15 protein-coding genes are annotated in these 14,967 nt (G+C 69.2%); 6 read left to right on the plus strand and 9 right to left on the minus strand.

Annotated elements, in window-relative coordinates; all coding sequences use genetic code 11:
* Positions 1 to 282 precede the first annotated feature (282 nt).
* Positions 283 to 1,500: an MFS transporter gene (locus tag ALI144C_RS05310; RefSeq protein ID WP_076985880.1), complete on the minus strand. Its 1,218-nt coding sequence runs from the start codon at positions 1,498 to 1,500 to the stop codon at positions 283 to 285.
* Positions 1,501 to 1,582: 82 nt separating this feature from the next.
* On the opposite strand from ALI144C_RS05310, the gene ALI144C_RS05315 reads away from it, so the two are divergent.
* Positions 1,583 to 2,461, plus strand: a complete 879-nt coding sequence (locus ALI144C_RS05315) for a LysR family transcriptional regulator (RefSeq protein ID WP_076985881.1) — start codon at positions 1,583 to 1,585, stop codon at positions 2,459 to 2,461.
* A gap of 35 nt (positions 2,462 to 2,496) precedes the next feature.
* On the opposite strand, the gene ALI144C_RS05320 is transcribed toward ALI144C_RS05315, so the two are convergent.
* The 4 genes from ALI144C_RS05320 to ALI144C_RS05335 form a co-directional block, all read right to left on the minus strand.
* A complete protein-coding gene (locus tag ALI144C_RS05320) occupies positions 2,497 to 3,495 on the minus strand; it encodes a LacI family DNA-binding transcriptional regulator (protein WP_076985983.1) in 999 nt (332 codons plus the stop codon).
* A 191-nt stretch (positions 3,496 to 3,686) separates the two neighbouring features.
* Positions 3,687 to 4,640 (minus strand): NAD(P)-dependent oxidoreductase, encoded by a 954-nt coding sequence (locus ALI144C_RS05325; RefSeq protein WP_076985882.1) that lies wholly within the window; start codon positions 4,638 to 4,640, stop codon positions 3,687 to 3,689.
* A gap of 446 nt (positions 4,641 to 5,086) precedes the next feature.
* Positions 5,087 to 5,554, minus strand: a complete 468-nt coding sequence (locus ALI144C_RS05330; protein ID WP_076985883.1) for a MarR family winged helix-turn-helix transcriptional regulator — start codon at positions 5,552 to 5,554, stop codon at positions 5,087 to 5,089.
* Positions 5,555 to 5,673: 119 nt separating this feature from the next.
* Entirely contained in the window at positions 5,674 to 6,582 is a 909-nt protein-coding gene (locus tag ALI144C_RS05335; protein ID WP_076985884.1) for a TetR/AcrR family transcriptional regulator C-terminal domain-containing protein, read from the minus strand.
* Positions 6,583 to 6,685: 103 nt separating this feature from the next.
* Here ALI144C_RS05335 and ALI144C_RS05340 point away from each other — a divergent pair, with 103 nt between their 5' ends.
* Together ALI144C_RS05340 and ALI144C_RS05345 are read left to right on the plus strand one after the other, a co-directional pair.
* Positions 6,686 to 7,864: an FAD-dependent monooxygenase gene (locus ALI144C_RS05340; RefSeq protein ID WP_076985885.1), complete on the plus strand. Its 1,179-nt coding sequence runs from the start codon at positions 6,686 to 6,688 to the stop codon at positions 7,862 to 7,864.
* A 27-nt stretch (positions 7,865 to 7,891) separates the two neighbouring features.
* Positions 7,892 to 8,284, plus strand: coding sequence for a DUF2237 family protein (locus ALI144C_RS05345; RefSeq protein WP_076985886.1), 393 nt, complete (start codon positions 7,892 to 7,894; stop codon positions 8,282 to 8,284).
* On the opposite strand, the gene ALI144C_RS05350 is transcribed toward ALI144C_RS05345, so the two are convergent.
* Positions 8,281 to 9,423, minus strand: a complete 1,143-nt coding sequence (locus tag ALI144C_RS05350; RefSeq protein ID WP_143230424.1) for a hypothetical protein — start codon at positions 9,421 to 9,423, stop codon at positions 8,281 to 8,283. The two genes, ALI144C_RS05345 and ALI144C_RS05350, sit on opposite strands and share 4 nt — an antisense overlap.
* Before the next feature lie 102 nt (positions 9,424 to 9,525).
* Positions 9,526 to 10,833 (minus strand): aminotransferase-like domain-containing protein, encoded by a 1,308-nt coding sequence (locus tag ALI144C_RS05355; protein WP_076985888.1) that lies wholly within the window; start codon positions 10,831 to 10,833, stop codon positions 9,526 to 9,528.
* A 71-nt stretch (positions 10,834 to 10,904) separates the two neighbouring features.
* Between ALI144C_RS05355 and ALI144C_RS05360 the strand changes: the two genes are divergently transcribed.
* Together ALI144C_RS05360 and ALI144C_RS05365 are read left to right on the plus strand one after the other, a co-directional pair.
* The gene (locus tag ALI144C_RS05360) at positions 10,905 to 11,660 is read left to right on the plus strand and encodes an alpha/beta fold hydrolase (RefSeq protein ID WP_202818856.1); all 756 of its coding nucleotides are present in this window, start codon (positions 10,905 to 10,907) and stop codon (positions 11,658 to 11,660) included.
* Positions 11,657 to 12,418, plus strand: coding sequence for an SDR family oxidoreductase (locus ALI144C_RS05365; RefSeq protein WP_076985985.1), 762 nt, complete (start codon positions 11,657 to 11,659; stop codon positions 12,416 to 12,418). Before ALI144C_RS05360 ends, ALI144C_RS05365 begins: the two co-directional genes overlap by 4 nt.
* Positions 12,419 to 12,477: 59 nt before the next feature.
* Here the strand turns inward: ALI144C_RS05365 and ALI144C_RS05370 are convergent, their stop codons facing one another.
* Positions 12,478 to 12,981 carry a TetR/AcrR family transcriptional regulator gene (locus ALI144C_RS05370; RefSeq protein WP_083752739.1) on the minus strand — a complete coding sequence of 168 codons (504 nt, stop codon included), beginning with the start codon at positions 12,979 to 12,981 and terminating at the stop codon, positions 12,478 to 12,480.
* Entirely contained in the window at positions 12,954 to 13,748 is a 795-nt protein-coding gene (locus tag ALI144C_RS05375; RefSeq protein ID WP_076985889.1) for an SGNH/GDSL hydrolase family protein, read from the minus strand. The genes ALI144C_RS05370 and ALI144C_RS05375 overlap by 28 nt, the downstream gene beginning before the upstream one ends.
* 98 nt (positions 13,749 to 13,846) lie before the next feature.
* Here ALI144C_RS05375 and ALI144C_RS05380 point away from each other — a divergent pair, with 98 nt between their 5' ends.
* The gene (locus ALI144C_RS05380) at positions 13,847 to 14,935 is read left to right on the plus strand and encodes a winged helix DNA-binding domain-containing protein (RefSeq protein ID WP_076985890.1); all 1,089 of its coding nucleotides are present in this window, start codon (positions 13,847 to 13,849) and stop codon (positions 14,933 to 14,935) included.
* The last annotated feature ends 32 nt before the right edge of the window (positions 14,936 to 14,967 follow it).

Here is a 14,967-nt window from a genome sequence, read left to right on the forward strand (position 1 = left end):
ACCCGGGGTTTCAGGGCGCGGGCGTCCCCTGCCCGTCGACCTGCCCCAGGGAACCACGGGCAGTCAAGAGGATCGGTATGGCTGTCGCTGGGGCTCTTGGGGTAGGCCGACCTCTTGACAGCCCGTGGTTGGCTTCGCCCAGGCCGACGGGCAGGAGACACCCCCGAAGCCCCACTCTGCGCTAGCGCGCACGCCGCCTGCTCTGCGCTGGCGCGCAGGGCCGCAAACCCCGCGCTACCCGCGAGCAATCTCGCGCCGGCGCGCTACCGGCCACCGGCCGACCTAACGGGCCAGCGTGCGCCGCGCGGCCCAGCCGAGCAGAACCAGATCCAGCGCCGAGAACAACACCACGGCGGTCGGGCTTGGCAGCCAGATCAACGCGACTCCGATGGCCAGTACGGGTATCGACAACCCCGCGTACGCACCGAGGAACAGGGCGGCCAGAACCTCACCCCGGACAGCGGGTTCGGCCAACGCGGCCGCCGTGGCAACCGACGAACGGAACACCAGACCAGTCCCTGCACCGCCGATCACCGCGCCGACGAAGAACAGCACAATGCTGACCGTCAGCACGCTGACCGAGACCACGACCAGTCCTGCCGCCATCGACGCGAAGCCGATCTTGAGCTGTGGGCGGGTGGTCACCCGGGTGAACACCACCTGCGCGGCCGCCGCCGCGCCCATCAGCGCGAACGTGGCGATGCCGCCGAGCAGTTTCGACGGCTGCCCGAAGACCAGCGTGAGCAACGTCGGCGCCAGCGCGGTGAACAGGCCCATCAAGGCGAACGCGGCGAACGCCCCGGTCGCGGCGCCGAAGAACCTCGGCAATGCGTCCTTCGGCAACGACATCGCCTGCGGGCGGTAGGCCGGGCGCTCTTCCGCGCGCTCGACCGTCTCCGGCACCAGGCTGATCGCCAGCGCGCTGAGCAGCAGCAGCCCCAGGAAGATCAGGTACGGGGTGGTCAGCGGCGAGTCGACGAACCGCACCAGCAGCCCGCCCACCAGCGGGCCGATCGCCAGGCCACCGGCGTTGACCACCGTCGAGATCAGTCCGGACCGCGCCGGGTCGCCGTCCGGGCGGGCGATCGTGCGCAACTCGGACAGGTGTGCCGTGGCCGACGCGACCATCGCGCCGATCCCCGCACCGCCGATCAGCCTCGCGATGATCAGGCCCGTTAGGTCCGGCCAGACGACGAAGATCAACGCGGAGACTGCCTCGACGAGCGTGGCCGCCAGGATCACCCGGCGGCGGCCGAACCAGTCGCTGACGTGGCCGACGAGGTACAGACTCGCCACGACGCCCACCGCGTACATGGCGTAGATGACGGTGATCACCCAGGTCGGGAAGCCGTCACGGTGCTGGTAGATGCCGTACAGCGGGGTCGGCACGGTGGAGAAGGCGAGCGCGATCGTGAACGCGGCCGCGATCACCCAGAATCCGCCACCGTGGCTGACGCGCCAGGTGGGCGCGGCCGGGCGTGCGGCAGCAGTGAGAGTCATATCTCCACGTTGACTCCAGCCATCCATCAAGTCCAACGAAAGATCCTGGCGCGATTTATCGGCTTCGACGATAATTGGGCGCATGGAGACCCGGCAGCTGGAAACGTTCGTCACGGTCGCCGAGGAACTCAGCTTCACCCGTGCGGCACAACGCCTCCACGCGGTGCAGTCCACGGTGTCCGCCGCGATCAAGGCACTGGAGGCCGAGCTGGGCACGAAGTTGTTCGACCGGTCCACTCGGCGCGTCACGCTGTCCGCGGCGGGCGCGGCGTTCCTGCCGGAGGCCAAGGCCGCACTGGAGGCCGTCGACCGGGCTATGGCCGCGGCGCAGGAGGCGTCAGCGGGGCTGCGCGGCACCATCAGGGTCGGCACGATGACCAACATCACGGTGTTCGACCTGCCGGAGCTGCTCGGGTCGTTCCACCGGCACTATCCCCTCGTCGACATCCACGTCACCGTCTCGGCGACGGGGTCGAGCGGGATGGCCGACGACGTCCGCACCGGCAGGCTGGACCTGGCGCTGCTCGGCCTGCCTGAGTCCGACCTGGCCGGGCTGACCGTCAGACCGCTGGCCAATTGGCCGTACACGGTGCTGCTGCCGCACGACCACCCGCTGGCCGGGCGTGCCGGTGTGGCACTGGCCGACCTGGCGCACGAGTCCTTCGTGGACACGCCGTCCGGGTTCGGCAACCGGGTCGCGATCGACCGCGCCTACGTCGCGCTGGGTTCACCGCGGCGCGTCGGGGTCGAGGTCGCCGACTTGCTCGCGGTTTCCTCGTACATCCGGGCCGGGCTGGGTATCGCGGTCATCCCGGATCCTGGGATGCCGATCGGGACCGGCGTGGTCCGCGTGCCCCTGTCGGACGGCATGACCTGGCCGATGACGATGGTGACCGCGGCGGGCAAACCACCCAGCCGGGCGTTGCGGACGTTGCTCGACCTGATCGCGAGCGACTTCTGACGTTCCACTGTGACCGGTTGGATCGGTCTGGCCGGCTAACACAGCGGCGCGACCGAACCGCGGCGAACCAGTTCGACCGGCAGGATCACGCGTTTGGCCGGAGTGGCCGGGTTGGCGATCCGTTCGAGCAGCAGCCGCGCCGCCTCGAAACCCATTTCGTAGTGGGGGATCCGCACCGTCGTCAGGCCGGGGCGCTGCCGGTCGGCGAACGGCATGTCGTTGAACCCGACCACCGACACGTCCTGTGGACACGACAAACCCCGCTCCTCCAAAGCGGAGTAGCACCCCAATGCGATCAGGTCGTTGCCCGCGATGATCGCGGTCACGTCCGGCTGCAGCCGCAGGGCCGCGACATACCCGGCTTCCTCGGTGAAAGCGGTGGCGAACGTGACCCGCCCGGGATCGACATCCAAGCTGTGGGCGGCCATGGCGTCGACGAACGCGCGGTAGCGCTCCCAGCCCGTGGACAGTTCCTTCGGCCCGGCGACGTGGCCGATCCTGGTGTGCCCGAGCGAGGCCAACAGCCGCACCGCGGAGTGGACACCCGCGTTGTTGTCGTTGGTCACCGACGGGATGTCGCCCGCGTCCGTGCGGCGGTTGACCAGCACGGTCGGCACGTGGTCGGCCGGTGACGGGTCCTCACGGCGGCCGGTGGCCAGGATGAAGCCGTCGGTCTGCCTGCCGCGCATCGCCAGCAGCAGTTCGTGTTCACGCTCGGCGTCGCCGTCGGTGTTGCCCATCAGCGCCATGTAGCCCGCTTCCCGCAGGCCGTCCTCGATTCCTCGGACGATCGGAGGAAAGACAGGATTCTTCAGGTCGGGAATGATCACCCCGGCGACCGACGACGTCTTGGTCCGCAGCATCCGCGCCGCCGAATTCGGCGCGTAGCCAAGGGACTTCGCCGCTTCGAGCACGCGGTTGGCCGTCCGGGTACTGACCTTTCCCCTGGTCTGGGGATTGAGGGCACGACTGGCTGTTGCCGCGTGCACCTTGGCCAGGCTGGCGACATCCTTGATGGTCGGTGGTTTTTCCACGGCGGCCACCCTAGCGGTAACTGTGTGGCTACCTACCGCTCTCGCCGAAGAAATCACCAGGACACCGCAACGGTCCCGACTGCGCGTGGTCGCCCGCCGCGCCGCGGCCACCCGCCCGGACGATCGGCGCACGCCGGGCAGAGTCCACTGTGTCCGGCGTGGAAGCTCCGTGTCCGCCGGGGAAACCGGAGCTACCCTTCGTCGTCGGCGGGCAGCCCGTCGGTCAGGTCCGAGTCCTCCGGTTCCAGCGCCCAGCCCGCCCGCCGCGCCTGGTCGAGGATCAACGCGGCGAAGTCCTCATCGACGTGCCCGGTGCCGACGGCGGACGCGATGATCTGCGCGGCGGTCGACGCGAGCGGCATCGGCGCCTCCAGTGCCCGCGCGGCCTGCAAACCGAGATCGAAGTCCTTGCGCAGCAACGGCATGGTGAACGTGGGGGTGAAGTCGAGCCGGACGAGCGCCGGTGTCTTGTACTGGCTGAACGCCGAGCCCATCACCGACTGGTTGAGGAACTCCAGGAACGCCGCCCGGCTCACCCCGCCCTTCTCGGCCAGAACGGTGATCTCGGCCATCGACTGGATGACCACGCCGAGGAACACGTTGTGGCAGATCTTGACCAGCCGGGCGACCTCGTCGTCGCCGACGTACGTCACGCCACGCCCGAGTGCGGCCAGCACCGGCTGGACCTGGTCGAACACCGGCCGCGGCCCGGACACCGCCAGCGTCACGCGGCCCGCGTCGACCACCTTCGGGTTCCCGCTCACCGGGGCAGCGAGAAACTCCGTGCCCCGCTTGAGGGCGACCACGCGGACACCCGCGGACGCTTCCCCGGACACCGTCGACGAGTCGATGAGGACCTTCGGCGCGAAGTCCGGGTTGGTCAGCACGCCACCCTTGCCCGCGGTGACCTCTTCGAGGTCGACCGACGCGGCCACCATCGTGAACACGACGTCCCGGTCGGCGAGGTCGGCCGGCCGGTCCGCCACGCTCGCCCCATGCGGGACAAGGGCCGCGGCCTTGGCCCGGGTCCGGTTGTAGGCCATCACGTCGTAACCGGCTTTCAGCAAACGCCGGGCCAGCGCGGCACCCATCCGGCCGCAGCCGATCCAGCCGATCCGGGGACGGTCCGCGGGAAAGGCCGCCATCACTACCTCGCTCCTGAAGTGTGCAATCGTTCTCATTCACGATGCCTCTAGATCTGATGGCCGTCAAGGCCCTACTGCTGGTCATACCCGTGAGAACGATTGCGAAGCGCGCCCAGGAGGAATCAGCGGTCCCCGGCACCGTCGAAGCAACCACCGCGACGGGCGCGCGGAAACCGCCGGTCTCGCCATGGAGGAGTCGCACCACCTCCCGCGGGCACAGTTTGCCGCACCACAGGGGCACTGGCCGCGATGCCGTTGTGACCAATCCCGACAACACAACGGCTTACCGCTGTCTGCCGGACACAACATTGCGCCGAACCGCCGACGTGCGAATGCTCACCGCGGGGGAGGAACCGCCGCACTGGATGCCTGTCGTCCGCAGCGGGGCTTCGGCAACGCGGGCGAACCGCCGCGGTCCCGGCGACGCCGAAAGCCGGGTCGCAGCCTCACGACTTCTTCGCGACCGCCTTGCGCTGATGCTCGACCACGTCCATGAAAGCGGCCTTGAACTGGGTGAAGGCGTCTCGGCCCAGCCTGCGGGCGTGCCGCTCCTGCAGGGTGTTCATGATCTTGTCGGCGGCTCGCATCTGGTCGAGCCCGCGCTCGGTCGGGCAGACCAGTTTCGCGCGGCGATCGGCGGGGTCGGGGTGCCGTTCGACGTAACCCAGCCGCTCCAACTCGTCCACGAGTGTCCCGATCACCTGCTTGTGCTGGCCGGACAGGCGGGCCAGGTCGGTCGCGCGGACGCCTTCCGCGTCCATGTAGGCCATCACCGCGCCGTGCCTCGGCAGGATGTCGTCGAAGCCCTTCGCGGCCAGCGCGGCGAACAGCTCGTTCTGCACCGCGAAGAGCAGTCGCCCGGCCAGCACACCGAGATCCGGATTCGTCCTGTTGCGCTGCGCCCGGCTCGTCATCCGCTCCGTCCTCTGTGCTGTTCCCGCCGCTGTCCCCCGCCGCTGTCACCCAGGGCTGTCACCTCAGGGGCGATTCTCCCGTATCGATTCGGTGCGCACGTCGCCGACGGGATGACCGATCAGTGTAGTTCGCGGCGTCCCAACCGCCGTTCCACCCCGTCGAGCAGCAGGCGCAGCCCGTACTCGAAGACCTTGTCCAGGTCGTAGTCGAACTCGTCGGTGATGATCTCCGCCATCGTCGGGTACCGGCCGGTCACCAGCAACCGCCCGAGTTCCTCCTCCTGGCTGCCTATCCACTCGTCGTGGGTGATCCCGGAGTCCTGGCGTGCCCGCGTCTCGTCCTGCAGGGTCAGCGCGAGGCCACGGACGTGCCCGAACACGCTCAGGTGCGTGTACATCATGTCGTGCATCGACAGGCCGTGCCGGCGCAGCACGGTGAGCACCCACTCGGTGTACATGATCAGGTTCGGCGACACACGCGGGCGTGTCATCGACATCGCCTCGGCGACCCAGGGGTGCCGTCTGCAGACCATCCACATCAGACGTGCGGCGATCTCCACGGCGGTCCGCCAGTCCCCGGGTATCCGCTCGGGGAACGGCTGCTCGGCGAACGCCACGTCCGCCATCTCCACGACCAGGTCCTCCTTGCTCGCCACGTGCCGGTACAGCGACATGGTCGCCACCCCCAGGTCCATCGCGATCCGGCGCATCGAGACCGCCTGCAGGCCCTCCGCGTCCGCGATCACGATCGCGGCCCTGATCACCGCCTCCCTGCCGAAGTCGCGTTCCTTGGCCTCCTTGCGGGCAGTGGCGGCCGACCGGACGACTGTGCCCGCGCCTGGTTTCGTGTCCACGACACCGTCGTCACGCAAAGCGGCGATCACCTTGGTGGCGGTCGCCATCGCGACGCCCCACTGCCGCGTGATCTCCCGCGTCGACGGGACCCGGTCGCCGGGCCGCAGGTCCCCGCGCGCGATCCGCGCCTTGATCTCCGCCGCGATCCGCAGGTAGGGCGCTTCAGCCGCCATTTCCCCTCCACCGCACTAGTGAGCCGCCGGATAGAGCCAGCTTAACAGCGTCCAACGCACTAGTTCGCTATACAGCGTACGAGCCGATCTGTACGGTGTACTTATGCGCACTGCACTGATCTCCGGCGCCGGCATCGCCGGCCTTTCACTGGCCTACTGGCTGACCGAGCACGGCTTCCGCGTGACGATCGTGGAACGCGCCACCGCGCTGCGGTCCGGCGGACAAGCGATCGACGTCCGCGGCGCGGCGCGGGACGTCGTCACCCGGATGGGCCTGATGGACCAGATCCGAGCCGCCCACACCGGCACCCACGGCATCGCGATCATCGACGGCAAGGGCAGGCAGATCGCCAGGATGGGCGGCGACGACTTCGGTGACTCCGGCGGGATCGTCGCCGAGCTCGAGATCCTGCGTGGCGACCTGGTCCGGATCCTGCACGACGCGCTGGCGCCCGGGTCGGTCGAGTTCGTCTTCGGTGACACCATCGCCGCGCTGACCGAGCACGGCAACGGTGTCACCGTGACGTTCGGCAAGTCGGGCACGCGCGACTTCGACATCGTGGTCGGCGCGGACGGCATCCGCTCAGGCGTGCGCGACCTGCTGTTCGAGGCCGACGTGCGGGACCTCGGGTACTACACGTCGTACTTCCCCGCCCGGATGGACATCGACTTCGACGGCTGGGAGCTGATGTACTGCGAGCCCCGCCGCGCCACGCTCGTGTATCCCGTGGGCACCAGCGGTGAGGTCCGCGCCATGCTCGCGTTCTCCGGGCCCGAGATCCCCGGCGCCCGGCGCGACCCCAAAGCCCTGCTGGCCAAGATGTTCGACGGCGTCGGCTGGGAGCTGCCCGGGCTGCTCGAGCAACTGCGGGACACCGACGACCTGTTCTTCGACCGGGCCGCGGAGGTCCGCGTCCAGCGGTGGTCACGCGGGCGCGTGGTGCTGCTCGGCGACTCCGCGTTCGGCGGCTCGCTCGGCATGGGCACGAGCATGGCGATCGTCGGCGCCTACGTCCTGGCGGGTGAGCTGTCCACGGCCGGTCACGAGCAGGCGTTCGCCCAGTACCAGAACGAGATGAGCGAGTACGTGACACGCAACCAGAAGCGGCCACCTGGCTCGAGCGGGTTCGTGCCGGGCAGCCGCGCGGGCATCTGGCTGCGCAACCAGTTCATGCGGCTGCTGCCGCACCTGCCCGGTCGCAAGAGGATGCTCGGCGGCATCGAGAAGTCGGCCAACGCCATCACGCTGAAGACTTACACACGATCTGTCTCTCCCGCATGATCGGCCTCCTGTGCGACCCTGTGGGGTATGAGCGACGACCGGAACGTACTCGGCGGCGCCCTCGAGGAATGCGGCACTGACCCGGTGACCGGCTTCTACCGAGACGGCTGCTGCGACACCGGCCCGGAAGACGTGGGCAATCACACCGTGTGCGCGGTGATGACAGGCGAGTTCCTGCAGCACCAGCGGGAAATCGGCAACGACTTGGCGACACCGCGGCCGCACCTGGGTTTTCCCGGGCTGCGCCCGGGGGACCGGTGGTGTGTCTGCGCTTCGCGGTGGCTGCAGTCCTATGAGGCCGGCGTCGCGGCGCCGGTGGTGCTCGCCGCGACGCACGCACGCGCGTTGGAGGTCGTGCCGCTGGCGGCCCTGCGGGAGAACGCGGTCGACGTGCCCGCCGACCCCAGCTCGCTGCTCTAGACGGGCAGAGGTCGCCGGATCTCCAGCAGCGTCTCGCGGGCCACCATGACGAGCGCAGCCAGCATGGCCACCGCGAGCCAGCGCAGGTCGACGCCCGCCTTGCCGAACAGGAAAGGCGTGTAGGACAAGAAGGACGCGAACTGCACGAGCAACGGCACCGGCCAGAGCCTGCGCGGGAAGTAGAACGCGACCACCACCGACAGCACGTCGGCCAGGTAGAAGTAACGCTCGTGCATGGCCGGCAGGAAGAACGGCACCAGGATCGCGAACAGCGCCGCCAGCAACACGACCCTGGGCACGGTCAGCCGCGCCCTGGCCGCCACCAAACCGAAAACCACGACCAGTGCGAGCAGACCCGTGAGCAGCACCCCGGCGGTCCGGATCAGGTCCTCGCCGGTGGTGACGCTCAGGAACTGGTACGCGTTCGGCGCGTTGAGGGTCAGTTCGGTGTAGTTCTGCGCCTGGGCGGTGTAGACCGACAGCAAGTGCCCCGGATCCGCCCCGGCGAGCAACGCGGGGCCGTCCAGCAGGAGCACGACACCGGGGACGACCAGCAATCCCGGCCACGGCACCTTGCGCAGCAGAACCAGCGCGAGCAGCAGCGGGAACAGGAACACGACCTGCAGTTTGAAAGCCAGCGCGAGGCCGAAGAACACACACGCCAGCCACGGCCGTGAGCGCACCGCGTAGTACACGCCGCCGATCCCGAATGCCGCGTAGATCGCATCGCACTGCGCCCACAACGCCCCGTTCGTCATGACCGTCGGAAGCACGCTGACCATGACGGCGGCGACGAACGGCCACCAGCCGCGCGGGTATTTCACCGCGACCAGTTTGTAGACGTAATACGCGAGTACGACGTCGAAGATCACCGAGATCGCCTTGACCCCGGCCAGCACGGGAACCGGCAGGTAGGTCAGAATCGCCAGGAGGTACAGGTACGGCACGTTGTAGTCGGCGAACTGGTACCGCATCGCGGAAAACCCGCCGTTGGCCGAGATGAACTCGTACCACTGGGCGACGAACGCCCGGTAGTCGAGTGATTCGAACGGGAACATCACCAGCCGCACGGCGAGCGAGGTCAGCACGATCACGGCGGCGAAGGCAAGAATCGGGGCCGGGCGGGCTATTCGGTTCACGACACCCACCAGACCAGTCCCGGCGCGGTACTGGCTGTGAACCGGCTGGGAGATCGCTGAGCGTTTGCGAAATGGATCGGGGTCCCAGCAGGCCCCGGCAGCTCACACCTCCACCGTCTCGTACGGGTCGCCCGCAGCCAGTCGCGCGAGCGTCTCGATGGCGGCGCGCAAGGTCTCCAAGGGTGGCGCCGACAGCGACAGCCGCACGGCGTTCGGGGAATCCCCTTGGCGCACAGCGAACGCGGCGGCCGAGGCGACCGCGATCCCCTGCCGCGCCGCAGCCGCCACGAACGCCTCCGCGGTCCAGCGCCCGGGAAGCCGCCACCAGCAGTGGTAGGCGCCCGGGTCCCCCTCGACCCGCAGGCTGGCACGCGCGATCTGCTGACGCACCCGGGAATCGACGCGCTTGTCCGCGCAGATCCGCTCCACCACTCCGTCGGTGAGCCATCGGGCGGCGGCCTGCATGGCGAAGTGCTGTGCGCCGACGCCCATGGCACGTGCCGCGCGGGCGGCGCGCTCGGCCAGTGCGGGCGGGGGCGCGATGAACCCTACGGTGAGCCCCGGCGAGAGCCGCTTGGACAGGCTGTCGACCACGACTGTCCTTTGTGGCGCAACTGGCGGGAGGTCCTCGGCGAGGAACCCGTAGATGGTGTCCTCGATCGCGGGGACGTCGGCCTTGTCGAGCACGGCGGCGAGTTCGTCGCGGCGGGCTCTCGGCATCGTGACGCCGAGGGGGTTGTGCAGCGTCGGTTGCATGTAGACCGCGTGCACGCCGTCAAGGTCCGCCGGGGTGGGGTTGAGCCCGTGTTCGTCCATCGGCAACGGCACCAACGTGATCCCGCGCCTGGCGGCGATGCCCTTGATGACGGGGTAGGTCAGCGGTTCGACGCCGAGACGGCCGCCGTTGGGCACCAGCATGTCCAGCGCCACCGCGATGGCCTGCCTGCCGTTGCCGGTGAACACGATGCCCGCCGGGTCCGGCTCCCATCCCGCTCGCGCCAACATCTTCGACGCCGCGTCGCGCAACAGCGGAGTGCCGGTCACGCTCGTCGGCCGCAGCGACGTCTCCAGCACGTCGGCGCGCAGCAGTCCCGTCAGGCTTTCCGCCTGCAGCTCCGCTTGCCCTGGCAGCACGGAGAAGTTCAGCTCCAGGTCGACGGCGACCCGTGCCGGTTCGGTCAGCGCCGGTGCCTCCGGAGGCGGGATCGCGCGGACGAACGTGCCGCGCCCGGTCTCGCCGACGACCAGGCCTCGCCGCCGGAGCTCCCCGTACACCCGCGCGGCGGTCGAACTCGCGATGCTGTGGGCACGGGCGAACTCGCGCTGCGGCGGGAGCCGGTCGCCGGGTTTGAGCCTGCCTTGCGCGATCGCGGCGGCGTAGGTGTCGGCGATCTGCCGGTAGTCGTCCACGATTGCACCATATTGCACCGAGTACAATTTTTCTATTGCACCGAGCAAGTCGGCTGGTTAGCGTGAAACCCGTGCTTATCGCGTATGAAGACATCGGTTCCGGCGACCCGGTCGTGCTCGTCCACGGTCACCCGTTCGACCGCACGATGTGGCTGCCGCAGGTCGAACGGTTCACGCCCGGCCACCGGCTGATCCTCCCCGACCTGCGCGGTTACGGCGACAGCACGGTGGTGCCCGGCAAGACGACGCTGGACGTCTTCGCCCGCGACATCGCGGAGTTGCTCGACCGGCTCGGCGTCGAGCGGTTCGTGCTGGGCGGGCTGTCCATGGGCGGGCAGATCGTGATGGACTTCTACCGCCAGTTCCCCGAACGCGTTCTCGGCCTGCTGCTGGCGGACACCTTCCCCGGCGCGGAAACGCCTGAGGGCGTGCGGGCGCGCAACGACATGGCCGACCGGCTGTCGCGTGAGGGCATGGGCCCGTACGCCGAGGAAGTGCAGTGGAAGATGGTGGCTGCGGGCAACGACTCCGAGCACGTCATGCGGATGATGAAGAACGCCCCGCCGGAAGGGGCCGCAGCCGCACTGCGCGGACGGGCCGAGCGCCCCGACTACACCGACGTGCTGCGAGGCATCACCGTGCCGACGCTCGTCGCGGTGGGACGGTTGGACGAGTACACGCCGGTCGAGGAAGCCGAACGGATGCGGGCGTTGATCCCGGGAGCCGACCTCGCGATCATCGAAGGCGCCGCGCACATGCCCAACATCGAACGTCCCGCGGAGTTCAACGCGGCGTTCGAGCGGCTGCTGAATACGGTGTGGGCATGAGCAAGCAGAGGATCGTGTTCGTGACGGGGGCCAGCACCGGGTTCGGCGCGGCCATCACCCGGCGGTTCGCGACGGAAGGCGCGCGCGTGATCGCGACGGCCCGGCGGGTCGACAAGCTCAAGGAGCTCGCGGCTGACCTGGGCGACCAGGTGCTCCCGCTGGAGCTGGACGTGACCGACCGCGCGGCGGTCTACGCGGCCGTGGCCGGGCTGCCCGCCGAGTTCGCCGACATCGACCTGCTGGTCAACAACGCCGGTCTGGCGTTGGGCATCGCGCACGCGCAGCAAGCCGAGCAGGACGAGTGGGACCGGATGATCGACACGAACTGCAAGGGCCTGGCCACCTGCACCCGTGCGGTCCTGCCGGGGATGGTCGAGCGCGGCCGCGGGCACGTGATCAACATCGGTTCGGTCGCGGGCACCTACCCGTACCCCGGCGGCAACGTCTACGGCGCGACCAAGGCGTTCGTGCAGCAGTTCAGCCTCAACCTGCGCAGCGACCTGCACGGCACCGGCGTGCGTGTGACGTGTGTCGACCCCGGCATGGTCGGCGGGACGGAGTTCTCCACTGTCCGGTTCTCCGGAGACCAGGGCAAAGCCGACGCGGTGTACGCGGGCATGCAGCCGCTCACGGCCGAGGACGTCGCCGAGTCGGTGCACTGGGCGGCGATCCAGCCCCCGCACGTCAACATCAACTCGATCGAGCTGATGCCGGTGGCCCAGAGCTTCTCGCCCTTCCAAGTCCACCGAGGTGGCTGAGAAGCAACCAATGTGGCCTTCGTAGCGTTTCGCGCAACGAAGGCCACATTGGTTGCACACTAACTGGCGTAGGTGGCGAGGGTTGCCGCGAGGACCGCGGCGGCGTCCGGGCGTAGCGCCAGGCCACGCAACGCCGCCCACAGGGAGGCCGCGACCAGGTCCGAACCGGGCACGTACGTCCTGAACCGCGCGAAGGCCGCTGTGCCCAACGCGGTCATGTCCGGTCGGAACATCAACTCGAACAGCGCGGGCCCGCCCCGGGCGAAGTCCACATAGGATTCGCACGCGGCGGCCAGCCGTTCGTGGGGTTCGCCGTCCGGCACCGAACCGAGGCGTTCGGTCAGCCGCGTGTAGCCGGTCGCCGCGAGGGCCGTGAGCAACGCGGTGCGGTTCGGGAAGTGCCGCAGCGGGGCTCCGTGGGAGATCCCGGCGTCGCGGGCCACCCTGCGTACCGTCACCGCGTCGACGCCTTCGCTGGCGAGTACCTCGAGCGCGCAGCCGATCAGCCGCTTGCGCGTGCCGTCGGCCACCGGGGTCACGCCGTCTCGGGGACGGTGTGCCATTCGGTCACCGGGAGCAGCTGCGGGCGCTTGGGCAGCACGCCGTCGCCGGGCTGGCGGCCGATCAGGCGGTTGCGGATCCGGCCACGCACCAACGGCCACACCTGCTGGTAGGCCCAGCGGACGTTGGCGGTCATGCTCGGCGGTGACGGCACGCCGGGCAGCGGCTCCAGCCACGCGGGCTCGTGCGGCACGCCGAGGCTGGCCAGCAGATGCGCGGCCAGGCGCCGGTGCCCCGCCTCGGACAGGTGCAGCCGGTCCGGGCCGAAGTACCGCGAGTCGTGCGCGGCCAGGTCGGGCCACAGGTCCACGAGGACCGCGCCGTAGCTGACAGCGGCCTCCCGGATGGCCGCGTTGAGCGCCTCGATCCGCGGCGCCATCCGCCAGCCGAACGGCATCCGCCGCGCGATGTCGCTGAGCGTGAAGACGACGACTGTCGGCGCCAGCTCCGTCAGCGCCCGCACCGCGTCGTCGACCCGGCGGGCGATGACCCGCTCGGAGTAGCCACCCGACATGATGTCGTTGCCACCGCCGAAGAGGGCGACGAGGTCGGGGCGCAGCTCGGTGGCGGCTGGGATCTGCTCGGCGATGATCTGGTCGAGCCTGCGGCCGCGTACGCCAAGGTTGGCGTACCGGAAGTCGGTGTCGTCCTGCGCGAACCGCTCGGCGGCCAGGTCGGCCCAGCCGCGGTACACGGTGTTGCCGGGGTACGGGTCGTCCAGGCCCTCGGTGCAGCTGTCACCCAGTGCGACGAAGCGTTGGTATCTCATTCACGTCCTAGTAACCTCAGATTCAGGTAGACAGTGTCTACCATGTCGCTCCGTATTGAGGCCAGGACCTGTCCGTTATTGGCCATACTGTTCGTGCTATGACCGCATTGATCTCGAGCAGGGCACTCAACCGCGCCACGCTGGCCCGCCAAATGCTCCTTGAGCGCTCCGACATGCCCGTGCTCGACGCGATCGAGCACCTGGTGGGCCTGCAGGCGCAGACGACGCACAGCTGGTACCACGGCCTGTGGACCAGGCTGAACGACTTCGACCCGCACGCGCTGTCGAAGCTGCTGGCCGACCGCGAGGTCGTCCGGATGGTGCTGATGCGGTCGACGATCCACCTGGTCACCGCCCGCGACAGCCTCGCGCTGCGGCCGTTGCTGCAGATCGTCAGCGAACGCTCGACCGCGAGCGTCTACGGCCGCAACATCCCCGACCTGGACAAGGACGAGCTGATCGCCGAGGGCCGCAGGCTGCTCGACGAGAAGCCGATGACCTTCACCGAGTTGGGCCAGCGGATGGCGGAGCGCTGGCCGGGACGCGACGAGCACTCGCTGGCGTACTCGGTCCGCGCGTGGGTGCCGCTCGTGCAGATCCCGCCGCGCGGCCTGTGGGGCGGCAGCGGCCAGGCGGTGCACTCCACCGTGGAGACCTGGCTGGGCTCGCCGGTCGACACCGAGCCCGACATCGAACGGCTGGTGTTGCGCTACCTGTCCGCGTTCGGACCGGCCTCGGTGAAGGACGCGCAGGTGTGGTCGGGGCTGACCAGGCTGGCCGAGGTTTTCGACCGGCTGCGCCCGAAGCTGGTGACGTTCACCGACGAGAACGGCCGTGAACTGTTCGACCTGCCGGACGCGCCGAGGCCGGACGAATCGACGCCCGCGCCCGTGCGTTACCTCTACGACTTCGACAACCTGCTGCTGTCACACGACGACCGCAGCCGTGTGCTCGTCGACTACAAGCAGCAGCGCCCGCGCAACGGCATGCTGCCCAGGCTGTTGCTCGTCGACGGGTACACCACCGGCTGGTGGACCGTGGAGACGACCAAGGACAAGGCGGTGCTCGTCGTGCACCCGTACCGGAACCTGCTGAAGAAGGAGCTCAACGCGCTGACCAAGGAAGGCCAGCCGCTGCTGGACTTCGTCGCGCCTGGATGCACCCACGACATCCGGTTCGAGAGGTGATGCGGCACATGCTCCACTGTCACGCGCTTACA

The sequence above is a fragment of the Actinosynnema sp. ALI-1.44 genome (genome assembly GCF_001984155.1).
In the GTDB taxonomy this organism is placed as follows: Bacteria; Actinomycetota; Actinomycetes; order Mycobacteriales; family Pseudonocardiaceae; genus Kibdelosporangium.